The 22,856-nt window shown below is 76.5% G+C and carries 19 protein-coding genes and 1 tRNA gene; 6 read left to right on the forward strand and 14 right to left on the reverse strand.

Features of this window, described 5'->3' with window-relative positions; all coding sequences use genetic code 11:
- Positions 1 to 193 precede the first annotated feature (193 nt).
- From J1G43_RS15495 to J1G43_RS15505, 3 genes are all read left to right on the forward strand, one after another.
- Positions 194 to 4,318: a S8 family serine peptidase gene (locus J1G43_RS15495; protein ID WP_207378782.1), complete on the forward strand. Its 4,125-nt coding sequence runs from the start codon at positions 194 to 196 to the stop codon at positions 4,316 to 4,318.
- 141 nt (positions 4,319 to 4,459) lie between these two features.
- Complete coding sequence (locus tag J1G43_RS15500) at positions 4,460 to 5,788, forward strand: DUF3806 domain-containing protein (protein ID WP_207378783.1); 1,329 nt, start codon at positions 4,460 to 4,462, stop codon at positions 5,786 to 5,788.
- Between the two features lie 134 nt (positions 5,789 to 5,922).
- The gene (locus J1G43_RS15505; protein ID WP_207340420.1) at positions 5,923 to 6,456 is read left to right on the forward strand and encodes a hypothetical protein; all 534 of its coding nucleotides are present in this window, start codon (positions 5,923 to 5,925) and stop codon (positions 6,454 to 6,456) included.
- 10 nt (positions 6,457 to 6,466) lie between these two features.
- Here the strand turns inward: J1G43_RS15505 and J1G43_RS15510 are convergent, their stop codons facing one another.
- The 6 genes from J1G43_RS15510 to J1G43_RS15535 form a co-directional block, all read right to left on the reverse strand.
- Complete coding sequence (locus tag J1G43_RS15510; RefSeq protein ID WP_207378784.1) at positions 6,467 to 7,450, reverse strand: 5'-3' exonuclease; 984 nt, start codon at positions 7,448 to 7,450, stop codon at positions 6,467 to 6,469.
- Between the two features lie 127 nt (positions 7,451 to 7,577).
- Positions 7,578 to 9,110 (reverse strand): hypothetical protein, encoded by a 1,533-nt coding sequence (locus J1G43_RS15515; RefSeq protein ID WP_207370947.1) that lies wholly within the window; start codon positions 9,108 to 9,110, stop codon positions 7,578 to 7,580.
- Positions 9,111 to 9,232: 122 nt separating this feature from the next.
- The gene (locus J1G43_RS15520; protein WP_207340417.1) at positions 9,233 to 9,853 is read right to left on the reverse strand and encodes an RNA polymerase sigma factor; all 621 of its coding nucleotides are present in this window, start codon (positions 9,851 to 9,853) and stop codon (positions 9,233 to 9,235) included.
- A gap of 219 nt (positions 9,854 to 10,072) precedes the next feature.
- Complete coding sequence (locus J1G43_RS15525; protein WP_207340416.1) at positions 10,073 to 11,581, reverse strand: chromosome partitioning protein; 1,509 nt, start codon at positions 11,579 to 11,581, stop codon at positions 10,073 to 10,075.
- A 179-nt stretch (positions 11,582 to 11,760) separates the two neighbouring features.
- Positions 11,761 to 12,147 carry an ATP-binding protein gene (locus J1G43_RS15530; protein ID WP_249670748.1) on the reverse strand — a complete coding sequence of 129 codons (387 nt, stop codon included), beginning with the start codon at positions 12,145 to 12,147 and terminating at the stop codon, positions 11,761 to 11,763.
- A 124-nt stretch (positions 12,148 to 12,271) separates the two neighbouring features.
- The gene (locus J1G43_RS15535; RefSeq protein ID WP_207378785.1) at positions 12,272 to 12,505 is read right to left on the reverse strand and encodes a PspC domain-containing protein; all 234 of its coding nucleotides are present in this window, start codon (positions 12,503 to 12,505) and stop codon (positions 12,272 to 12,274) included.
- 165 nt (positions 12,506 to 12,670) lie between these two features.
- On the opposite strand from J1G43_RS15535, the gene ligD reads away from it, so the two are divergent.
- Complete coding sequence (ligD, locus tag J1G43_RS15540; RefSeq protein ID WP_207378786.1) at positions 12,671 to 13,735, forward strand: non-homologous end-joining DNA ligase; 1,065 nt, start codon at positions 12,671 to 12,673, stop codon at positions 13,733 to 13,735.
- Positions 13,736 to 13,756: 21 nt separating this feature from the next.
- Here ligD and J1G43_RS19700 read toward each other — a convergent pair whose 3' ends face one another.
- A complete protein-coding gene (locus J1G43_RS19700; RefSeq protein ID WP_307859626.1) occupies positions 13,757 to 14,818 on the reverse strand; it encodes a M15 family metallopeptidase in 1,062 nt (353 codons plus the stop codon).
- Between the two features lie 170 nt (positions 14,819 to 14,988).
- Here J1G43_RS19700 and J1G43_RS15550 point away from each other — a divergent pair, with 170 nt between their 5' ends.
- Both J1G43_RS15550 and J1G43_RS15555 read left to right on the forward strand, forming a co-directional pair.
- On the forward strand, positions 14,989 to 16,524 hold the full coding sequence (locus tag J1G43_RS15550) for a hypothetical protein (RefSeq protein ID WP_207378787.1): 1,536 nt from the start codon (positions 14,989 to 14,991) through the stop codon (positions 16,522 to 16,524).
- Positions 16,525 to 16,598: 74 nt separating this feature from the next.
- Entirely contained in the window at positions 16,599 to 16,943 is a 345-nt protein-coding gene (locus tag J1G43_RS15555; RefSeq protein WP_207340412.1) for an MmcQ/YjbR family DNA-binding protein, read from the forward strand.
- Between the two features lie 41 nt (positions 16,944 to 16,984).
- Here J1G43_RS15555 and J1G43_RS15560 read toward each other — a convergent pair whose 3' ends face one another.
- The 7 genes from J1G43_RS15560 to J1G43_RS15590 all read right to left on the reverse strand — a co-directional run bounded on the left by J1G43_RS15560 (position 16,985) and on the right by J1G43_RS15590 (position 22,788).
- Positions 16,985 to 17,695, reverse strand: a complete 711-nt coding sequence (locus J1G43_RS15560) for a LiaI-LiaF-like domain-containing protein (RefSeq protein ID WP_207340411.1) — start codon at positions 17,693 to 17,695, stop codon at positions 16,985 to 16,987.
- Positions 17,696 to 17,745: 50 nt separating this feature from the next.
- On the reverse strand, positions 17,746 to 17,937 hold the full coding sequence (locus tag J1G43_RS15565) for a hypothetical protein (RefSeq protein ID WP_207340410.1): 192 nt from the start codon (positions 17,935 to 17,937) through the stop codon (positions 17,746 to 17,748).
- A gap of 172 nt (positions 17,938 to 18,109) precedes the next feature.
- Positions 18,110 to 18,182, reverse strand: a tRNA-Thr gene (locus tag J1G43_RS15570).
- A 78-nt stretch (positions 18,183 to 18,260) separates the two neighbouring features.
- Positions 18,261 to 19,787: an alpha/beta hydrolase gene (locus tag J1G43_RS15575; RefSeq protein ID WP_207340409.1), complete on the reverse strand. Its 1,527-nt coding sequence runs from the start codon at positions 19,785 to 19,787 to the stop codon at positions 18,261 to 18,263.
- A gap of 62 nt (positions 19,788 to 19,849) precedes the next feature.
- Complete coding sequence (locus tag J1G43_RS15580; protein ID WP_207340408.1) at positions 19,850 to 20,986, reverse strand: DNA polymerase III subunit delta'; 1,137 nt, start codon at positions 20,984 to 20,986, stop codon at positions 19,850 to 19,852.
- Positions 20,983 to 21,693 carry a dTMP kinase gene (tmk, locus tag J1G43_RS15585; RefSeq protein ID WP_207378788.1) on the reverse strand — a complete coding sequence of 237 codons (711 nt, stop codon included), beginning with the start codon at positions 21,691 to 21,693 and terminating at the stop codon, positions 20,983 to 20,985. Before tmk ends, J1G43_RS15580 begins: the two co-directional genes overlap by 4 nt.
- An 81-nt stretch (positions 21,694 to 21,774) precedes the next feature.
- On the reverse strand, positions 21,775 to 22,788 hold the full coding sequence (locus J1G43_RS15590) for a Gfo/Idh/MocA family protein (protein ID WP_207340407.1): 1,014 nt from the start codon (positions 22,786 to 22,788) through the stop codon (positions 21,775 to 21,777).
- Positions 22,789 to 22,856: the final 68 nt, after the last annotated feature.

A 22,856-nucleotide genomic window follows, 5' to 3' on the forward strand; every position in this document is an offset into this window, starting at 1 on the left:
CCCGACCCGGCGAACCCGGCGAAGCGCTCGGACGACCAGGTTGTGGAGAAGGGGTGACGAAACGCCTACCGGTCAGTAGCGTTCACGGAGCGCCGGGAACCCTGTGACAGCAGCCATACCCGGATGTGACGCCCCGCGGCTGCCCGCGGGGCGCCGACCGCTCCGCGTCGTCCGACACCCGGGATGAGACCCCATGCCACGTCGCCTGCTCGCCGGCCTGACCGCCGCCTCCGTCGTCCTCACCACCGCGCTGCTCGGCACACCCGCTGCGACCGCAGCGCCCCCGCCGGACGACCTCACGGGCCTGCTGGTCGGCCGCGAGGTCCCGGTCCAGCGGACCGAGGGCGTCGGCGACGCGCTCGCCGCGGCCGACGGCACCGTCACCGCGTTCGTCGAGCTCGACACGCCCTCGGGCGTCGAGGTCGCCGCCGACGGCGGGAGCCCGGCCGACGTCCGCGACGCCGCGACCGCCACGCAGGCCGCCGCCGAGGACGTCGTCCCCGCCGAGGCCGGGACCTCCGCCCGCACCGCGGCCGCCCAGCCGCAGCGCCTCGCCACCGTCACCAACCTCGTGTCCGGGGCCCTCGTGCTCGGCGACGCGGCCCAGCTCCGCGCCCTGGCCGACGAGCCCGGCGTGCGCGCCGTGCGCCTGGTCGCCGAGCGCACGCCCGACAACGCCGCCCAGGTCGAGTTCACCCGGACCCTGGCCACGTGGCAGGACACCGGGGTCCTCGGCACCGACGTCACGATCGGCGTCATCGACACCGGGATCGACTACACCCACGCCACCTTCGGCGGACCGGGCACCGTCGAGGCCTACGAGGCCGCGTACGGCGAGAACGGCAGCGGGCCGGTGCCGCAGGGGTCGTACGACCCGGACAAGTACCTCGGCGGCTACGACTTCGCCGGGACCGACTACGACGCCGGCGGTGAGGGCGCGCAGCTCGTGCCCGTGCCCGACGAGAACCCGATCGACGTCAACGGGCACGGCACGCACGTGGCCGGCACCGCCGCCGGGTACGGCGTCACGCCCGACGGCGGGACGTTCGAGGGCGACTACGCGGAGCTCGACACCGTGCTCGACTGGCCCGTCGGCCCGGGCACCGCGCCCGGGGCCGGGCTCTACGCGCTCAAGGTGTTCGGCGACGTCGCCGGCTCGACCAGCCTGTCGGCGCTCGCGCTCGACTGGGCGGCCGACCCGGACGGCGACGGCTCGTTCGACGACCGCCTCGACGTGCTCAACCTGTCGCTGGGTGCGTCCGGCTCCCCCGCGGACGACCCCGAGTCGGCGCAGGTCGCCGAGCTCACGGCGCTCGGCACCACGGTGGTGCTCTCCGCCGGCAACGAGGGTGACATCGAGGACGTCGGCGGCTCGCCCGGCAACGGGTTCGCCGGGCTGACGGTCGCCTGGTCCGTCGGCAAGGACCTCGCGTTCGACTCCCTCGAGGTCGTCGAGGCGTCCGACCCCGCCCTCGAGGGCCGCCACGCCGGGCAGAACTCGGTCGCGTACTCCGGTGAGGACGTCACCGCACCGGTCGCCTTCCTCGGCGAGCGGTTCGACGGCTGCGACCCCTTCACGCCCGAGCAGTCCGCGGCCGTCGCCGGCAAGATCGCCTACCTGTGGTGGGACGACGACGACGCGGCCCGCCGGTGCGGGTCGGTCGCGCGGTTCGACAACACGACGGCCGCCGGCGCGGTCGGGGTGCTCCTGCCCACCGAGCTGACCCTGTTCTCCGCGGGCATCTCCGGCAACGACGCGATCCCGGGGCTCCAGCTCACCGCGGCGGCCACCGACGCGCTGCTGCCCGAGATCGAGGCCGGCACGCTCGTCGCCCACATCGGTCCGTCGCTCGCGCTCAGCACGCGGCAGGACGTCGGCGCCGACACGCTCAGCACCTCGTCGTCGCGCGGTGTGCACGGCTCGCTGGGCTGGGGCAAGCCCGACGTGGCCGCGCCCGGTCAGCAGATCGCGTCCGCGGCCGTCGGGTCCGGCAACGGCGGGTCGTCGAAGAGCGGCACCTCGATGGCCGCCCCGCACGTCGCCGGCATCGCCGCGCTCGTCCGCGAGGCGCACCCCGGGTGGTCCGCGACCCAGATCAAGGCCGCGATCGTCAACACCGCGACGCACGACCTGGCCACCGAGGCCGGCGGCGACCTGTTCTACGGCCCGGCCCGCGTCGGCTCCGGCCGGGTCGACGCGCTCGCCGCGGTGACGAGCAGCACGCTCCTGTACAACGCGCAGCAGCCCCAGCAGACGTCGGTGAGCTTCGGCGTCGTCCCGCTGGCGGACGAGCCGGTGACGATCCGCAAGGCGGTCACCGTGCAGAACCTCGGGTCGACCGCCCGCACCTACAGCACGCAGGTCACCTCGAGCACCACGGCGGGCGCCGCCACGATCACGGCCTCACCCGCCAGCCTGCGGGTGCCCGCCGGCGGAACCGGCGTCGTGACGCTCACGTTCACGGCCGACCCGGCGACCGTCGCGCGGCAGATCGACCCCACGCAGCAGGTCGAGCAGATCCCCCGCCTGCCGCGCGAGTACGTCTCGCAGGTGTCGGGCCGGCTGGTCCTGACGTCCGGGGACACGCAGTGGCGCCTGCCGGTGCAGGGCACGCCCCGTCCCACCACCGACCTCGAGGCCGCCGCCGTGACGTTCCCCGACGCCGCGGCGCAGACCGCGGAGCTGGTGTTCAGCGGTCGTGACGTCGAGGCCGAGGGCTGGAGGGGCCTCGCCTCGCCGCTGGTGCACGCCGCGGACTCCCCGCGGCTCGAGGCGCTGCCCGCGAGCGTCGAGACGTCGCGCTCGACGATCGCGGCCGGTGACGTCCGGCACGTCGGCTGGGCGTCCACCGCACCCGCGGTGGTGGCCGACGGCGGCGACCCGACGCTCGAGGGGTACCTCGGCGTGGGCATCGCGACGGACGGCGACTGGGCGGTCCTGGGCCACGCCCTGCAGCCGTGGGTGCTCGTCGACACGGACGGCGACGCCGAGCCCGACGTGGCGGCGATCGCCAGCAAGATGACCGACACCGACTACACCGTCGTCGAGACGTACGACTGGGAGACCGGCGACCTGCTGGCCGGACCCGAGCTGCTGTACCCGTTCGGCGGCGGGCTCGAGATGGGCGCGTTCGACAACAGCACCGTCGTGGTGCCGGTGCCGCTCGCGGCGCTCGGGGTCGAGGCCGGCACCGAGGTCGGGGTGTGGGCGCAGATGCGCAGCCCGTACGCCGTGTCGGGCGACGGCGTCGTCGACTCGGTCGGCCCGTTCACCGTCGACCCGTACGACCCGCCGCTGTGGTTCGAGCCGGCCACCGACGACCTGTTCGTCGCCCCGGCGGCGGACGGCCGCTCGATCACCGTCCACGGCGGTCCGGGGGCGGCCGACGCCGACGTGCTGGTGCTGCACCACCTCAACGGCGCGGGCGACCGCGCGCAGGTGGTGGACGTGACCGCGCCGGAGGCCGTCGCGACGACGACGACCCTCGAGGTGGACTCGGAGCGCACCGCCGGCCAGGGCAACCTGCTGCAGATGACGGTCGCCCCGCGGGACGCCACGGGCACGTTCACGCTGTACGACGGCGACACGGAGATCGGCACGACCGAGGTCGTGGACGGCGGCGGCGTGTGGAGCACGTGGTCGCTCGGGGCCGGCACGTACCGGTTCCGCGCGCAGTTCACGCCGGACGACCCGCGGTACGCGCCGTCGTCGTCGCCGGTCGTGGAGGTGGCGCTGGCACGCTCGACGTCCACCACGACGCTGAGCGTCTCGCCCGCGAACGTGCGCTACGGGCAGCCGGCCACGGCCACGGTCACGGTGACCGGCGGGAGCTGGGCACCGTCCGGTGCGGTGACGATCAGCGAGCGCGGCAAGGTCCTGGCCACCGCCGACCTCACGGTCGACGAGCTGACCGGCACCGCGACGGTCGAGCTGCCGCGCGACCTGGCGACCGGCAGCCACCGGCTCGTCGCGGAGTTCGCCGGGAGCACCGACGTCGCGGCCTCGCAGGGCGGCGCGCAGCTGCGCGTGGCACCGGCACCGGCGAGGGTGACGCTCGAGGCGGACAGCTGGACCGTCCCGCGCGGGAGCACCCCCACGGTGACCGTGCGCGTGGGCGGCGGCGAGGGCGCACCGGCGGCCACCGGCCACGTCACGGTGCTGCTCGGGCTGCGCTCGCTCGGCACCTACCGGCTCACGGACGGCGCGGCGAGCGTCACGCTGCCGCCCGTCCGCTCCACCGGCGTGCTCACGGTGCTGTACGGCGGCGGCGGCGGGTACCTGCCGGGTGCTGCCGCGCAGGTGGTGCGCGTGGGCTGACACGTCCTCACCGCGCATCGAGCGGGTGCCGCCCGGGGTCCGACCGGGCGACACCCGCTCGCGCGTGTTCAAGCCGGGGCGCCGCCCGGCCGATGCGTGCACATGGGACTGGACCGACAGGCACCGCAAGGGAGCGGATCCGTGCTGCCCGCCCCCCACGGCCCGACCGACGCGTCCCCGCCCGAGGGACCGGCCGCCGTGACGGAGGGCGGGACGCCGGACACCGGTGCGCTGCTGCGCGTGGTCGAGCACCTCGCCGAGGTGCCCGACGAGGTCGAGCCGGACGACACGGCGGACGACGCGGAGGGGCCGCGTCCGGCGTCGCCCGACCAGGTCGACGCGGCCGTGGCCCCCGAGGACGCCGAGGACGCCGAGGACACCGAGGACACCGAGGACACCGAGGACACCGAGGACACCGTGGCACCCGAGGACACCCCGGACACCGCCGGGGACGTGCCGCCGCAGGACCCGGCACCCGAGGACGCACCCGCCGTCGACGACGAGCCGGACGCACCCGCCCCCGACGAGGACGCGGCACCGGCCGCACCGGACAGCCCCGCGACAGACTCCGAGGGCGATGCGCCCCGTGACGAGCCCGCGGCCGTGGCAGATGCCGGGAGCACCGACGACGCCGAGCCTGCCGACGACGAGCCCGACGACCGCGCCGAGCCTGCCGACGACGAGGCTGACGACGACGGGCCCGCGGACGACGAGCCCGACGACGACGCCGAGCCTGCCGACGACGAGCCGGCGGACGACGAGCCGGCGGACGACGAGCCCGACGACGACACCCAGCCTGCGGACGACGAGCCCGTCGGCGACGACACCGGGCCCACCGGCACCGAGCCCGCGGGGACCGAGCACAGCGACGACGACCCCACGGGGACCACGGACGACGGCACCGTCGGCGACGAGCCTGTGGACGTCGATCCGCCCGTCGCCGAGGGCGACCCGACGCCCGACGCGGCCGCGACCGTGCCGACCCCCCACCCCGTCCCGGCGGCCCCGACCTCCCCGGTCGGGCCCGTGGCGGCGGCGCTGTCGGACACGCGGCACCGGATCGACGAGCTGAACCCGGCCGAGCGGCTGTTCCTCGGCCAGCAGCGGGCGCTGATCGCGGAGCTGTGCCGCGACCCGTTCGACGCCGACGAGGTCGGCGCGTTGTTCGACCGCGTGCACGAGCAGTGGACGCAGGCCGACGACCGCCCCGACCCGCTGCCGCTCGCGGACGCGTTCGGCGTCGCGCTCGGCGACCTCGTGTGCGCCCAGGCGCCGGACCTGGGCTGGGCGACGTGCAGCGACCGGTTCGGCACCGAGATCGTGCTGGCCCGGGAGGACCCCGAGGTGCTCGTCTACCCGATCGCGTCCGTCGCGCGGGACTGGCCGAGCGCCGGACCCGGCTGGTTCGTGGCGCACCTGGCGACGGTGCTGCGGGGCGTCCGCCCGGAGGGCGCACCGCACGACGCCTGACCCCTGATCTGCGGGCCCCGCACCGCCTCACCACCCCCCGGGAGAGGCGGCCGGGGCCCGCTGCTGTGCACGGCCGCGACGCGCCGCAGACGTCCGATGTCATGCCGGACGCCCGGGATGACGATACTGGGGGGGTGACGACGTTCGACGACACCGGCATCTTCGAGCTGGTCGACGAGGAGCAGGACGCTCCCGAGCGACCGCAGCGCGCACGTGTGGTGGCCGTGCTGGCGGTTGCGGCCGCCCTCGTCGTCGCGGGCGTGACGTGGCTGCTGCTGGCGCGGTCGGCCGACGCACCCGCCCCGGAGCAGCTCTCCGTCGAGCTGCTGGACCGGCCGGCCGAGCCCACCGACGTGCTCCCCTCCGAGGTCGTCGAGCAGACGGGCGTCGACCCGGCGAGCTCGCGCTTCGCCGTCCGCACCGCCGCCGGTCAGCACTACGCGGCGACGCGGTGGGACGGCAGCCTGTGCCTGGTGGCGGTGCCGGACGGGGACGCCGCCCGCGTGGTCTGCGTCGCACCGTCCGCCACGGCCACGGCCACGCTCACGGGTCCCGACGCGTCGCGCGTCCGGCTGGGCACCGACACCGCGCCCGCCCCGGACGCGTCCGAGGGGTGGCGCGCCGCGGGCGCGAACGTGTGGGTGCTGGACGCGCCCCCGGCGGGCTGACCGCCGCGCGTCAGCCGTCCCCGCGGCCGCCCTCCGCGGTCAGCACGTCCACCAGCCGGCGCACGCTGGACGCGAGGCCCCAGCGCTCCGCGAGCGCGACGAGCGCGTCCGGGTCGGCGGGCACCGTCGGCAGGTGGTCGTCCACGTCGTCGACGGGTGCGTCGGGTGCGACGGTCACCACGCGCGGCGCCACCGCGAGGTAGTCGGCCGCGTCGGTGAGCCGGGTGCGCTGCGTCGCCGTCAGGCCCCGGTCCCCCGCGTCGCGCGCCGCGAGCACGCCCTCCAGGGTCCCGTAGCGGCGCAGCAGCGCCGCCGCGGTCTTCTCCCCGATCCCGGGCACGCCGGGCAGCCCGTCGCTCGGGTCACCGCGCAGCACGGCCATGTCCGCGTACGCGCGACCGGTGGCCACCCCGTACCGCTCCTGCAGCACCTGCTGGTCGACCACCAGCAGGTCCTTGACGCCCTTCACCGGGTACAGCACGCGCACCGGGACGTCGTCGTCGACCAGCTGGAAGAGGTCCCGGTCGCCCGTCACGACGTCGACCGCGCCACGCTCGCCGGCGGGCCGTGCCGCCTCGCGGGCGACGAGGGTGCCGATCACGTCGTCCGCCTCGTACCCGGGCGCCCCCAGGCGCGGGATGCCCAGCGCCGCGAGCACGTCGACGATGACGGGCACCTGCGCGGTGAGCGCGTCGGGGACCTCCTCGACGCCGGTGGTCCCCGGGACCTCGCGCGCCACCCGGTGCGCCTTGTACGACGGCACGGCCTCGACGCGGAACGCCGGACGCCAGTCGTCGTCCCAGCAGGCGACCAGACGGGTCGGGTGACGGTCCGCCACCAGCCGGGCGATCATCTCGAGGAGCCCGCGCACGGCGTTGACGGGTGTGCCGTCGGGGGCCCGCACGGAGTCGGGGACGCCGAAGAAGGCGCGGAAGTACAGCGAGGCGGAGTCCAGGAGCAGCAGACGCCCGGCGGGTCCGGCGGTGGCGGTCATGGGGGAACGCTACCGATCCGCCGCCTCGCCGGGCGGGGACGCCGGTGGCGCCGTGCCGTGGCCCTCCACCACGGCGCGACGCCACCGGTGCGCGGGCCCGCCTGACACGCGGCTCGCCCCGGCCCCGTCAGGCGGGGCTCAGGTCCAGCTGGTCCTCCACCACCGCGACGACGCTCCACGTCCCGCCGTCGGCGTCGGTGAGCTCCCACGCCGGGACCACGAGCACCGCACCGTCCGGTGCGGTGAGCACCGTGACACCCAGCCGCGCACCGGTCAGGGTCACCTGCTGCACGGGCCACGCCACGGGGTCGCCGGGCGCGGGCACCGGGGGCACGGTCGGCTCGACGGGCTCCGGCAGGATCGTCGCGGGCTCGTCGAGCGTCGCGACGCCGCCCTCGGCACGAGCGGCGAGCGGCACGACGCCGCCCGGCGACCCGCCGAACCGGGGGTCGTTCAGCCGCTCGACGGCCTCGTCGGCGCCGATCACGTCGTACGTGCCGAGCGGCACGAGGGGCGCGAGCGTGCCGTAGAGCGACTGCACGCCGTCCCCGGCCAGCTGCACCGACCACGCCATCCCGGTCTGGTTGCCGTCGACGACCTGCGTGCCGGTCACGCTCACCAGCCCGGGCACCCCGGTCTCGTCGGTCACCGCGACCTCGTAGCCGTCGGGACCCACACCGAGCTCGGCCATGAGGTCGCGGGCCCGCTCGATCGCGGCGTCGCCGGTCGGGGTGCCGGCGGGGTCGCAGACACCGGGGTCGACGACGGCGGGCTGCTCGTCCGGCGCGGGCTGGATCGAGACGTCCGGCGCACCGCCCGCCGCAGCGCCCACCGATCCCCCGACGGACCCCGGTGCCGCGGGCTCGGCGGACGCACCGTCGTCGGGCGCGCTCGACGGGTCCACCGTGCAGGCGGCGGGGTCGTGGGCCGGGTCGTAGAACCAGGTGCTCGCGTACCCGTCGATGCCCACCTGGACCGTCGCGGACGTGCCGTCGGACGCACCGACGACCCACTGCCCCCACTCCTGGCGCGGCTCACCGGGCACGCCGAGCACCTCGGCCACCTGCGCCGCCGTCTGCGCCGTGGCGGCCTGCGACGCGTCGAGCGCCCACGCCTGCGCGGACCCGCCTGCGCCGTCCAGGTCGCTGCCCGTGAACACCGTGCGCCCGCCGAACCACCCGCCGGCCATGCGCGCGTCCGCTGCCATCTCGGTGGCACCCGCGCCGCCTCCCTGCAGCGCGATCGCCGGCGCGCCCGGCTCGTCCGCACCCGCGGCACCGATCGCGTACCCGCCGGCGCCGACGACCGCGACGCCCGCGGCGACGGCGGCCGCCTGCAGCCACCGGGCAGGGCGGCGCCGGGCACGGGCCGCGGCGAGCTCGTCGGTCACGGGTGCGGCACCCCCGGGCCCCAGCGGTACACCGGTGCTCGCGGCGAGGCGCGCCTGCAGACGTGCGGCGTCCGGTGTCGCACCGGCCGCCGGGTCGGCGGCGCGCACGCGGGCCACGGCGTCGTCGGCGCCGTCCGAGAGGTCGGCGGGGCCGGAGGTCTCGGCAGGGCCGGGGGCCTCGGCAGTGCCGGGAGTGTCGGCGGTCCCTCCGCTGCCCCGGGCGTCAGGGGCGGCGTCGTCGGGGACGCCGGGGTCGCGCATGTCGTCCATGTGGTCCTCCTGGGGCGGGCTCGGCCCGTGGTCCGTTCCTGCTCCGTCTGTGTGCCGGGGGCGGCGGGTCTTGCAGCGGTGGGACGTCGCGGTCCGCTGCGCGGGCCGGGTCGAGGCGTCGGTCAGCCGTCGACGCCGGCCGCGGCGAACGCGGTCCGCAGCCGCGCCCGGGCGCGGGAGAGGGCCGCGTCGGCCCCGCCCCGGCCGATGCCGAGCGCGGCGGCGAGCGCCTCCCCCGCCAGGCCCTCCCAGGCGTGCAGCAGCAGCACCTCGCGGTCGCGCGCCGACAGGCCCGCGAGCACGGTCCGCACGGTGTCGTCGCGCACGGCGCGCAGCGCGGGGTCGTCGGCGTCCGTCTCCTCCGGGACGTCCGCGACGGGCACGGGTCGGCTCTTGCGCCGGTGGTTGGCCACGACGTAGCCCGCGGTGCGGTAGAGCCACGGCAGCTCGGCGCCCTCCGGCACGTCGTCGCGGCGGCGCCAGGCGGTCGTCAGCACGTCGGCGGTCAGGTCCTCGACGTCCGACGCGGCGACCCGCCGCAGGACGTACCGGTGCACGGCGGTGGCGTGCGACCGCACCAGGTCCTCGAACCACGCCGCGTCGCGCCCACCGCCCCCGGTGACGGCGTCGCGGTCGTGCGCGCCGGCGCCCGCCGTGTCGACGTCCGCCGTGTCGCCGTCCGCGGCGTCGACGGGGCTCGGGACGGTGCGGGGGTCGGTGTCGTGCTCAGGGTGCGCGGGCACTGCGGCTCCCGGGTCGGGCGTGCGTCGGACGTCGGTCGGGACGGTGCGGGCACCACCCTCACCCTCCCGGTGTCGCGACCGGTCCCGATCTTGCACGACCCGGTCGATCCGGCGCGAGCCGCGCGATCCGGCCCGGCCCGGCGCGACGTCACCGCCGGTGCGGTCCGCCTGCCCGGCAGGTCGGGGCCGCCGGCGGGTCACGCCGGCGGCCCGTCGACGTCACAGGCCGTCGGCCACCACGGCGGTCGCGCGGAGCCAGGCGTCCCGCGTCGCGGGGCGCAGCGAGGCGTGGTCGATCGGTCCCCCGGACACGAGCGCCTTGTCGTGCGGGACCTCGAGGACCGCCCGGGTCAGCGCACCGAAGTGCGAGCGCAGCCGCTGGCGCAGGTCCTTGTCGACCTTGGGCTCGGGGAACGACAGGATCGTCACCGCCTGCCGCACCAGCTCCTCCTGGCCCGTCGCCCGCAGCGCGTCCAGCGCCCACGCGGCGGACTGCGCGGTGTCCTCGCGCAGCGTCGACACCACGACCAGCTGGTCGGCCGAGCGCACCGCCGCCTGCCAGTTCGAGGCGCGCATGTTGTTGCCGGTGTCCACGACGAGCACCCGGTAGAACTGCGTCAGCACGTCGTGCAGCGCCCGGTACGACGCCGCGTCGACGCTCTCGATCGACGCCGCGTTCTCGTCGGAGGCCAGGACGTCGAACTGCTCGTCCTGCTGCGTGCGCACGAACTGGTCGAGGTCGCCGATGCGCAGGGTGCCGCGCTGCGTGAGGTCTGGCAGGGAGTGCAGCAGGTCCACCGCGGTGCGCGTGTGGTCCCCGTGCGACGAGCGCCAGCCCAGCGTGCCCCGCGTCTCGTTGTTGTCCCAGGCCAGGGTGTACCCGCCGCGGGCGAGCCCGAACGTCGATGCCAGCAGCATCGTGGCGGTGGTCTTGTGCGCGCCGCCCTTGGGGTTGACGACGACGACCGTGCGCGGACCGTCGAACGTGCGGCGGATCGCCTCGACCTGGGAGCGACGCGCACGCTCGGCCGCGCCGGGTCGCGGCTTGACCGCCCCGAACGTGAGGCGACGGACCGTGCGCTGCCAGCCCTGCTCGGCCGGGCCCTCGTGGCCGGGGTGCCGGGCGGCGAGCAGGTCGTCGAGCGTGGGCAGGGTCGCCGGGTCGGCCGCGCGCCGCTCGGCTCGCGTCCCGGACGTCGGCGCGCCGGAGGGCACCGCGGGCACGGCCCCGGAGGTGGCGACAGGCCCGCCCTGTGCCGCGTCGGCCGCGACCACGGGGGTCGCGCCGCTGGGCACCACGGGCGTCGGCGCCGACAGCGGGTCCGGCGTGGACCAGGCGGCCGGCTCGACGACGGGCACCGGGGCGCTGAGCGCCAGGTCGCGCTCGTCCGCCTCGTCGACGCGTCCGTCGGGGTGGATCAGCAGGGCCCACAGCCCGTCGGGGTCCCGGACCTCGACGGGCAGCGCACGGCCCGCGTCGGCCGCGAGCGCGGCGATGCGCCCCGTCACGGCGGCGCCCGCCTGCGCGAGGTCGGCCATCGCGATGGTCTCCCGGACGCCGTCGACGGAGATCTCGCCCGTGCCGTCCTCGCGGACCTCGGCCGTGATCTGCGGCAGGCGCAGGGGCGCGTCGTCGCCGTCCACCGCCGCGACCGACCCGGTGGTCGTCGGGACCGCGCCCGTCGCGGTGCCCGGCTCCGTGGCCACGTTGCCGTTCTTGCCCGTCATGTCTGCTCCCTACGTCCTGCCCGGCACGCGACCCACCGTCAACGGCACCCCGCAGGCGCGAGCACGCCACATCCTGGACGAACGTATCGCCAGACCAGCAGACGCGCACAACGGACGTCGACCGCAGCGCACCATGCACTCGTGGCCCCGCGCACACCGCCGCCGCGCGGACGCGGGCGTCAGTCGTCGGTGTCGACCTCGAACCACACGGTCGTGCCGCCGTCGGCCAGCCGGGCCGAGCCCCAGGCGGTGGACAGCGCGTCGACCAGGGCCATGCCACGCCCGTTCGGCTCGGTGGGCTCGGGGTGCCGGACCCGCGGCACGCCGCCCCCGCGGTCGGTGACGGCGACGCGCACGACACCCCCGTCGACCCGCACGGCCACGCGGACCGGCTCGTCGGCCGGTCCGTGGATCACGGCGTTGGACACGAGCTCACCCGCGAGCAGCTCGATGACCTGGTTGGACGCACCCCCGACACCGGCTCCGGCGACGGCCCGCATGACCCAGTGGCGTGCGTGCCGGGGGGCACTGCGCTCGGCGGTCAGGACCAGCTCGTCGTCGAGCACGGGCGGGGGCGTACCGCGGCGGCTGCGAAGGTCACGGACTTCTCCCACGGGCACCAGGGTGCCTGACGCGGCGGCGTCCTGCCGCCTGGGACCACGACCCGGACGGGTGACCAGCACCATGCGGTCAGTGCGTCCGGGTAGGCGGCACCCATCCCTGCGGCGGCATGCAGAACCACAGCACCGCGTACACGACGACCGCGCTGCCGGGCAGGATCGTCAGGAGCAGCAGCGCGAGGCGCACCATCCACGCGTCGATCCCGGTCCGCGCCGCGACCCCCGCGCACACCCCCGCCAGCCACCGTCCGTTCTGCGGTCGCACCAGACCCGCCCGTGCGAACGCCCCACGTATGCCGTCCATCGGTCCTCCTCGTCGTCGGTACGACGAGTCTGGACGGCCGTCCGCGTCGACGCCTCCGGGACGACCCCGGAACCGACCCTGAGGCGACCCCGGTCGCGGTCGGGGCCGGGCGACCGGGGTGCCTGCGGGGGGCACGTGGCGGCACCGGCCTCTACGGTGTGACCCATGGCACAGACCTCGGCGGTGGAGCTGGACGTCCGGGGGCGCACGGTGCGGGTCAGCAGCCCGGACCGCGTCGTGTTCCCGGAACGCGGCCTGACCAAGCTGGACGTGGTGCAGTACTTCCTGGCCGTGGGCGACGGGATCCTCGGCGCGCTGCGCGACCGCCCCACCACCCTGGAGCGCTGGCCCAAGGGCGTCTTCGAGGGCGCCCGCATGGCGACCCGGCAGGACTCCTCCGGTGACGCGTTCTACCAGAAGCGTGTCCCGCAGGGTGCGCCGGAGTACGTCGAGACGTCCCGGATCGCCTTCCCGTCGGGCCGCACGGCCGACGAGGTGGCGCCCACCGAGCTGGCGGTCGTGGCGTGGGCCGCGAACCTGGGGACCCTGACCTTCCACCCGTGGCCCGTGGTGCGCGACGACGTCGACCGGCCGGACCAGGTGCGCATCGACCTCGACCCGCAGCCCGGCACCGACTTCGCGGACGCCGCGCGCGTGGCCCCGCACGTGCGCGAGCTGCTCGCCGAGCACGGGCTGGAGGGGACCCCCAAGACGTCGGGCGGGCGAGGGCTGCACGTCTTCGTGCCGATCGAGCCGGAGTGGACGTTCACCGACGCGCGCCGCGCCACCATCGCGTTCGGCCGGGAGCTGGAGCGTCGTCTGCCGGACCAGGTGACGATGCGGTGGTGGAAGGAGGAGCGCGGCCGCAAGATCTTCGTCGACTACAACCAGATGGCCCGGGACCGCACGATCGCGTCCGCGTACTCGATCCGCTCGAACCCGCGCGCGACCGTGTCGGCGCCGCTGGCGTGGGACGAGGTCGGCGAGGCGCACCCGGACGACTTCGACGTGTCGACCATGCCCGCCCGGTTCGCGGCCGTCGGCGACCTGTTCGCCCCGCTCGTGGCCGGGGGCACGCCCCGGTACCGCCTGGACTCCCTGCTGGAGCTGGCGGACCGCCAGGCGCACGACGAGGGCCACGGCGACCTGCCCTACCCCCCGGAGTACCCGAAGATGCCGGGCGAGCCCAAGCGCGTGCAGCCCAGCAAGGACCGCGACCGCCCCCGCTGACGCGCCGGCGCGCCGACGCCGTCAGCCCCGGTACTCGTAGTGCCAGTACTCCGGGTTCGAGCCGCCCTGCCGGGCCCACGTGGGCGAGACCCAGCCGTACGCGGGGCCGTTGGCCACGAGCCAGGCGCGCGCCGGGGAGTCCCAGCCGTACTCGCACGGCAGCTCCGGCACGTCCAGGGCCAGGCCGGTGCCGTGCGAGGACGTGCCGGGCACCGCCGCGACCGAGCCGAGCGCCGCGCGCATCGCCACCTGCGTGTCGAGGTCGCGGTACGTGAGGTCCAGCGCCAGGTCGTGCCCGAGCGCGGCGCGGAACGCCCGGTTCAGCCGCTCGAGGGCGGCCGCCGCGTCCGTGCGCAGGTAGAACGGTGTGCCGCGGGAGTCGCGCGTCCAGGAGACGGCCGTGAGCGCGGAGGGCGGCAGCCGGCCGTTCGACCCGTCGCCCCCCTCCGTGGGCACCGACGTGTAGAACGCGGGCCCACCGTAGGTCGTCGCGCACCGGTCGGCGCCCCCGCCCGGTGCGGGAGGCGTCCCGGGCCGGCTGGTCGCCCGCACCGCCCGGGCGGCCTCGGCCGCGACCCGGGCCGCCTCCCGCTCCGCCACGCGTGCCTGCTCCGCCGCCACGGCCACGTGCACGGCCTGCTCGGCGGCGGCCAGCTCCGCCGCGAGCCGCCGCGCGGCCAGCGGCGACGCGGTGGGTGCGGCCGCCCGGCCCGCCTCGAGGTGGGCGGTCAGCGCGGCGCGTGGCGCGTCGTCGTCACCGACGCGCTCGGCGGACGCCTCCAGCGTCTGCTGCCCCCGCGCGAGCGCCGCCTCGAGCGCGGAGCGGGCGTCGGTCAGCAGGGCGGACGAGCCCACCGCGTCGGACGTCGCCCCCTCGACGACCCGGGCGGCCACGTCCGCGTGCACCACCGCGAGCGCGTCGTCGACACGCCCGAGCGCCGCCTCCCGCTCCGCCTGCGCCGCGCGCCGGTCCGCCGAGGTCCACGTCTGCACGCCGACGCCCACGCCGAGGGCGAGAGAGACCGCGGTGACGGCGGCGACGGCGACGCGACGGATGAGGACCTCCCCGGGGACCGTCGTCACGGTAGCCGAGCCCGCGGCGGGCGCCACCGCAGGGGGCGCCGGGCGCGACGCCCCCTGCGGTGGCGCCGGACCGGCGCGTGGCCGGGCGGGCGCGTCGGGCACGGTCCGCCTCGCCACGACTCACACGTCCGGGTCCTCAAGGCGCGCGCCGCCGGCGCCGATGAGCGGGCATGGACACCGTCTCGCCCGCGCCCGCGGCGAGGTCCGCCGCCCCCACGGCACCCTTGCTCGCACGCCCGCTGACTCCCGGGGAGTCCGCCCACCTCGACCGCCTGCGTGCCTGGCTGCGGGCGGACGGCACCGACGCGCACGACGCCGCGGCGCTCGACGCCCGCTGGGCGCGCCTGCTGCAGACGCACCCGGCGGACGCGCCCGCACCCGCCGGGGTCTCCGCCGCGCTCGGGATCGCGGTCGGCGACCTCCTGCTCGCGTCGGTCACCGACGCGGTGTGGATGATGTGCCCCGGCCCCGACGGTGCGACCCCCGGCGTGCTGCTGCCGGACCGGCCCCACATGCCCGTGCTGCCGGTGCTCGACGCCCACCAGCGCTGGCGGGTGCGGTCGCCCTCGTGGACGGTGGACTACGTGCAGCGGGCGGCGGCGCACCTGATGTCCGGTCGGCAGCAGGTCCCCACGCCGCACCCCGCCCCCCGGTCCGAGCAGCCGCCGGCCGCGGCGGCGCCGGAGCCCGCCTGGGCGCCGGCCGTGGTCCCCGACGCCCCCGCCGACGAGCCCACCCCGGAGCGCGCGGCGTGGACCCCCACGGTCGTCCAGGACACCGGGGCCGACGAGCCCGACCCGGAACCCGCCGGCTGGAGCCCGACGTTCGTCGAGGACACCGGCAGCGACGTCGGGGCGTACGACGACGCGATCCAGGACCCCGACCCGGAGCCCGCCGCGTGGACCCTCACGGTCGTCCAGGACACCGGCCCCGACGAGCCCGTCGACGAGCCCGCCGCCTGGACCCCCACGTTCGTCGAGGGCACCGGCGACGACGACACCGACCTCCCGGGCACGTCCCCGGCACCCGCCGCGTGGACCCCCACGGTCGTCCAGGACACCACCGGGACCGACGAGCCCGACGAGCCCGACGACGAGCCCGCCGCCTGGACTCCCACGTTCGTCCAGGACACGGCCGAGCGGTTCGCGACGCCCGACGCCCCCGTGCCCGTGGTCCTCGAGGAGCCCGTGGTCGTCGAGGAGCCCGCGGTCGTCGAGGAGCCCGTGGTCGTCGAGGAGCCCGTGGTCGCACCGCAGTCGACGGTCACGCCGGGTCGCGGCCTGCCCGTCACGGCGCACCAGCACCTCACGCCGGAGGACCTGCCGCACCGACCCTCGGAGCGGGTCCAGGACCTGGCGCTGCGCGCCCTCGAGCTCGCACTGGACCGGGCCGTCGCCGACGCCGCGGGGTCCGCCCCGTTCGTGCTGGTGCGCGAGGGGTACGACGTCGAGGTGCTGGACTTCCCGCACTCCGACGCGGGCCTCGCGCAGGCGCGGGACGCTGCCCGGTCCGGCGGGTACACCGCTGCCGCGGTCGCCTGGACCAGCCCGGCCGACGCGACACGCCCCCACCCCCGGGTGGTCGTCGACGCGTCCGCGGCGGGCCGCCCCGGCATCCGGGTCGCGCACTCGTACGCGCACGACGAGCGCGGTGGCCACGAGGTCGGCGGACCGCTCGTCGTCGGGCAGTCGGCACCGGTCCTCTAGCCGTCCGGCCGCACCCCGGGAACGGCCGCGCGACCGCCGCGCGGACCCCGGGGGCCCGGCCCTACGATCGCCCCGTGGCCGACCGTGACACGCCCGCCCACGCCGCGGCGGAGGAACGCCTGCACCGGGTCGCGCAGGAGCTCGCCGACCTGCCGGGCGTGGTGCTGCCCGCGGACGGCCGCCGCCACTTCGGCACCGCGACGCTGCGCGTCCACGGCCGCATCGCCGCCTTCACACCCGAGGACCGGCTCGTGGTCAAGCTCCCCGCCGACCGGGTGGCCGCGCTGGTCACGTCGGGCGAGGGCCTGCCCTTCCCGACGGGACGGCCCCCGATGCGCGAGTGGGTCGCGGTCACGTCGGACGACCCCGCCGTCTGGCGCGCGCTGCTCGCGGAGTCCGTGACGTACGTCGGCGCCTGACCGCGGCTGTCGGACGACGGTGCCGTCGGACGACGGTGCCGTCAGACGACGGGTGCGTCGGTGACGACCGGCTCGGCCTGCTTCTTGCCGTGCCGCACCTCGGCGCCGGCCATGATCGCCACGATGCGCACGTCGAGCACGGGCCCGCCGCCGACGGGTGGCTGCGTCTTGTTCTCCCAGCCGCCGAGCAGCGGCAGCCCCGACGTGCGGACCTCCCAGGTGCGGGGCACCTTGATCTCCACACCGCCCCAGAACGTGAACACGTCGATGCGCGCGGTGCCCTGGATGTCGGCCTCGCGCAGGTCCAGCTCGACGCCGCCCATGATCGCCGTCAGGCTCGCGGACCGGAAGTGCGGGGACCGGCTGCGCCGCTCCGTGCCCCACCAGAAGGCGAGAGCCGTGATGCGGTCGTCCTGCTGCTCCCGCGACGCGGCGCCGAACGTGATGCCCAGGCCGACGAGGATCACCGCGATCGGCCACAGGTAGTCCCACACGTCGACGTCGAGCACGTCCAGCCGGTCCAGCAGCAGCACCACGCCGGCCGCCGTGATGACGACGGGACCGAACCACGCGCGCGGCACCAGCAGCAGCGAGGTCAGCCCGGCCAGCACCACCAGCAGCGGCCACAGGGTCGAGGCGACCATGCCGAGGTCGATCTCGACCACGCCGGTGCGCTCGAGCAGGAGCACCACCCCGGCGAGCACGACGAGCACACCGAGAAGCACCTGACCGAGCGAGCGACGACCGTCCACACCCCCACGCTATCCCCCGTAGGCCCCGGCGTCACGGGCGAATCCGCAGGTCAGTGGGTTGCACCCACCGGGTGCTCCGGGCGCGTCGCCGCGGTGCGCACGCACTGGGGGCAGGGCTCGCAGCCCTCGGTGCCCTCGACCTTGTCGAACCACGCGAGGTTCCGGCCGGCGGGGCAGTCGTCGTCCTCGTGGAAGACGTGCGGGGCGTTGCTGCGAGCGGAGTGGTACGGACGGACGTGCATGTCGGCCTCCTTGCCGATGCGCCCTGCCCTTGCGGGCCGTCCTCGCAGGCTAGGAGGCCGGGCGGGCCGGGACCCGGGACCTCGGTCCGTGGTGCGACGTGGCCGCCCGGAGCCGTCACGGGGCCGGGGACGACGAAGGCCCCGCACGCACCGTGCGGGGCCCTCGTTCCGGAGCCGCCTAAGGGAATCGAACCCTTGACCTTCTCATTACGAGTGAGACGCTCTGCCGACTGAGCTAAGGCGGCATCGTCGTCCGACCGCGCACGTGCGCGACCGATCGGCGAGCGCGCCCACTGTACCCGTCGCGCGCCCCGACACCAAAGTCAGCAGCGCGTCCCGTCGGCCGGCGCCTCACCGGTGAGCAGGTACGTGTCCACGGCGCCCTTGACGCACTGGTTCGAGCGCCCGTACGCGGTGTGCCCCTCACCCTCGTAGGTGAGCAGCACGCCGGAGGACAGGATCCCCGCGAGCTGCTCGGCCCACGCGTACGGCGTCGCGGGGTCGTTCGTCGTGCCGATCACCAGGACGGGCGCGGCACCGTCCGCGGCGTACGACTCCAGCGCACCGACGGCGGGCACCGGCCACGCCTCGCACGCCACGCCGCCGTAGGAGAAGAACCGCCCGACCGTCGGGGCGACCTCCGCGACCTCCGCCGCGTCCGCGCGCATGTCGTCCGGGTCGGCCGACGGGCGGTCGTCCAGGCACAGGACGGCGGAGAACGCCTCGTTCTGGTTCGACGAGTACGTGCCGTCGGGGGCACGGCCGTAGTAGCTGTCGGCGAGCTGCAGCAGCACCGAGCCGTCGCCCTCCTCCATCGCCTTGGTCAGCGCCTGCGTGAGCAGCGGCCAGCTCGCCTGCGCGTACAGCGGCGCGGCGACGCCGCTGAACGCGAGCGCGAGGGTCAGCTCGCGCTCGGTGCCGGTGGGCAGCGGGTTCGCGGCGATCCGGTCGAACATGCGGGTGATCTGCGCCAGCCCGGCGTCCACGTCGCCGCCCAGGGGGCACGCGGCACCGGCCTGGCAGTCGGCCACGTACGCCCGCAGCGCACCCTCGAACCCGGCGGCCTGCCCGGCGGCCACCTCACCGGAGTCGAGCGTCGGGTTCATCGCACCGTCGAGCACCATGCGCCCGACGCGCTCGGGGAACAGCGCCGCGTACGTCGCGCCCAGCTCGGTGCCGTACGAGAACCCCAGGTACGTCAGGGCCTCGTCGCCCAGGGCGGCGCGCAGCACGTCCATGTCCCGCGCCGCGCTGATCGTGTCGACGTGCCCGAGCAGCGGGCCGGTGCGCTCCAGGCACGCCTGCCCGAACTCCCCGTTGCGCTCGACGGCCTGCGCGATCCCCTCGTCCGTCGAGAGGTCCGGCACCCACGACGTGAGGGCGTCGAGCTCCGCCGGCTCCACGCAGGTCACGGGCGACGAGTGCTGCACGCCCCGCGGGTCGAACGCCACCAGGTCGTACGCCGCGAGCACCTCGCGCGACACGACCTGCCGGAAGAACCCGAGGGTGTCGATGGCCGAGCGTCCCGGACCCCCGGGGTTCACCAGCAGCGACCCGACGGGCTCGCCCGACGACGCGGGCACGCGGCGCAGCGCGACCGTGATGGTCTCCCCGTCCGGCTCCGACCAGTCGAGCGGCACCGTGGCGTCCGCGCACTGCTCGCTGCCGCAGGTCGTCCACTCCAGCACCTGGTCGTAGAAGCGCGCGAGCGCCGGGTCGGACGTCCCGGAGGTCGCGGCGGCGGCGGAGGTGGGGGCGGAGGCCTGGTGCTTCGGCGCGACGCATCCGGCGAGGCCGAGGGCGAGCAGGGCGACGAGGGCGCACCGGCGCAGGGTGGGTCGCGTCGGCATGCCACTACGGTAGCCGCCGGACAGGCGAGTCAGGCACGGTCCGCGGTGCCCGTCGTCGCGCGTCAGCCCTGCGGTCGCAGGGCGATCGCCATGGCCTCCACGGCGAGCAGCGGGGCGACGTTGCCCGCGAGTCGCGTGCGCGCCTGCCCGACGGCGTCCATGCGCCGCAGCGTCTGCTCCGGCGTGCTCCCGGCCGCCAGCGCCCGGACCTCCGCCTCCTGCTCCACGTTGACCAGGTCCACGCCGGCGCCGAGCTGCACCACGAGCACGTCGCGGTACAGCGAGAGCAGGTCCACCATCGCGCGGTCCAGGACGTCGCGCTGGGCGCGCGTCGCCCGCCGCTTCTGCTCCTCCTCCAGCTGGCGCACCTGCGCGCGCAGCGACGGCGGCAGCTGCTGGGCGCCGTCCGCGCCCATGCCGCGCAGCAGCTCGTTCCGTTCGGCGGCGTCCCGCTCCTCCGTGGCGGCCTTCGCGTCGGCCTGCGCGGTCTCGACGAGCTCGCCGGCGGCGAGCACCGCGTCGCCCACGCCGCGCACGCGCGACGCGAGGGACAGGACGGCCGCGCGGCGCTCGCGCGCCTGGGGGTCCCGCGCGAGCCGACGCGCGATGCCGATGTGGCTCTGGGCCGCGCGGGCCGCGACCTGCGCGACCCGCGGGTCGGCACCGTCGCGCCGCACCAGCAGCTCGGCGACCGCGTCGACCGGCGGCACCCGCAGCCCGACGGCCCGGCTGCGGGACCGGATCGTCACGAGCACGTCCTCCGGGCCCGGGGCGCACAGCAGCCACACGGTCCGCGGCGGAGGCTCCTCGATCGCCTTGAGCAGCACGTTCGCGCTCTGGTCGTTGAAGCGGTCGGCGTCCTCCACGACGATCACGCGCCACCGGCCCTGCGACGGCGACCGCTGCGCGAGCTCGACGAGCGGGCGCGTCGTGTCCACGCGGATGAACACGCCCTCGGTGGCGACGAGCGTGACGTCCGGGTGTGCGCCCGACAGCACGGTGGTGCAGGCGTGGCAGGTGCCGCACCCACCCGCCTCGCACTGGAGGGCGGCGGCGAAGGCCCGCGCGGCGTTGGAGCGGCCGGACCCCGGAGGGCCGGTGAGCAGCCACGCGTGGGTCATCGCGGAGGGGTCGGTCACCGCGCGGCGCAGCACGGCGACGGCCGGCTCCTGGCCGACCAGGTCGTCCCAGACGCTCACGCCACGCCCCCGGCCGCCGCACCGACGGGTCCCGCGCCGACGGGCGAGGCACCGAGCAGCGGCGCGATCCTGGCGCGCACCTGAGCGGCGACGACGTCGGCCGGCCGGGAGGCGTCGAGGACCAGCCAGCGTGCGGGGTCCGCCGCGGCGCGGGCCAGGAACGCCTCACGGGTGCGCCGGTGGAACTCGTCGCCCGCCGCCTCGAGCCGGTCCGGGTCGCCGGTCAGGCGCGCCAGCCCGATCGCCGGGTCCAGGTCGAGCAGGACGGTGACGTGCGGCAGCAGCCCCTGCACGGCCCACAGCGAGAGCTGCTCCACCTCGTCCGCGCCGAGCCCACGCCCGGTGCCCTGGTAGGCCACGGAGGAGTCGAGGTACCGGTCGGTGAGCACCACGGCACCGCGCGCGAGGGCCGGGCGCACCAGCGAGGCCACGTGGTGCGCGCGGTCGGCGGCGTACAGCAGTGCCTCCGTGCGCGGGTCGAGGTCCTCGCCGTGCAGCACGGCGCGGCGCAGCTCCAGCCCCAGCGGCGTGCCCCCGGGCTCCCGGGTCACGACGACCTCGCGCCCCAGCGTCGTCAGGTGGTGCCCCAGCAGGGCGACCTGCGTGGACTTGCCGACACCGTCGCCGCCCTCGAAGGACACGAACACCCCGGGCTGGACCCCGTCGCCGGGTGCCGGGTCGGGGCGGGGGGCGCGGTCGGTGCTCACGCCGTCAGGCTAGCCGCCGGCGCCCACAGCGCCGCACCGCGCCCCGACCGCACGGGCCGCCGGAGCTCCGCCCCCGCGGGGTCAGGCGACCTGCTCCCCCGGGTACGTCACGCCGACCTGCCGGCGCACCTCGTCCATCGTCGTCAGCACGTCCAGCGTGCCCTGCCAGGTCATCAGCGGGCTCTCGGTGTCCCCGGCGGCGACGCGGCGGGCCACCTCGGCCGCCTCGTACTGCAGGCCGCGGGCCGCGGGCTGGTCGAACGTCCACTCCCGGCCGTCGCGGCGCGCCAGGCGGAACGACGTCGGCGCGTAGAACGGGCCGGCCACCCGGATGTAGCCCTCGGTGCCGGAGATCGACGACGTGGTCGGCGTCTTCGACCACAGCGTGGTGTTCAGCGTCGCCTGCCGGCCCTCGCCGTAGTCGAGGATCATCGAGACCTGCCCGTCGACGCCCGTCTCCGTCAGCTGCCCGAACGCGTGCACGGCGGTGGGCACCCCGAGGAAGTCGTGCGCCCACGACACCGGGTACACGCCGAGGTCGAGCAGGGCGCCGCCGGCGAGCGCCGGGTCGTACAGGCGGCTGGCCGGGTCGAACGGGAAGTACTGCCCGTGGTCGGCGCGGATGTTGACGATGTCGCCGATCTCACCGGCCTCGATGACCTGGCGCAGCGCGGCGACGTGCGGCAGGAACCGCGTCCACATCGCCTCCATCACGAAGACCCCGGCGGCGCGAGCGGCGTCGAAGACCTCCTGCGCCTCGGCGACGTTGCGCGTGAACGACTTCTCCACCAGCACGTGCTTGCCGGCCCGGATCGCCAGCAGCGCGTGCTCGCGGTGCTCGGAGTGCGGGGTGGCCACGTAGACCGCGTCGACCTGCGGGTCCTCGACGAGGTCCCGGTAGCCGACGTGCGTCGTGGGGATGCCGTGCGCGGTGGCGAACCGCTCGGCGCGGTCACGGTGCCGCGAGCCGACCGCCACGAGCTGCGCGCGCGTGAACTCGCGCACGGAGTGGGCGAACTGGCTGGCGATGCCGCCGGCGCCGATGATGCCCCAGCGGATCGGCGGGGCGTTGCGGGGGTCCTCGGTGCGAGCCATGCCGTCAAACCTAGTGCCCGACGGCGACACCCGGCAGGCCGTACCTGCACGCCGCGCCGGTGCCGCGC

The sequence above is a fragment of the Cellulomonas sp. zg-ZUI22 genome (genome assembly GCF_017353535.1).
In the GTDB taxonomy this organism is placed as follows: Bacteria; Actinomycetota; Actinomycetes; order Actinomycetales; family Cellulomonadaceae; genus Cellulomonas; species Cellulomonas wangleii.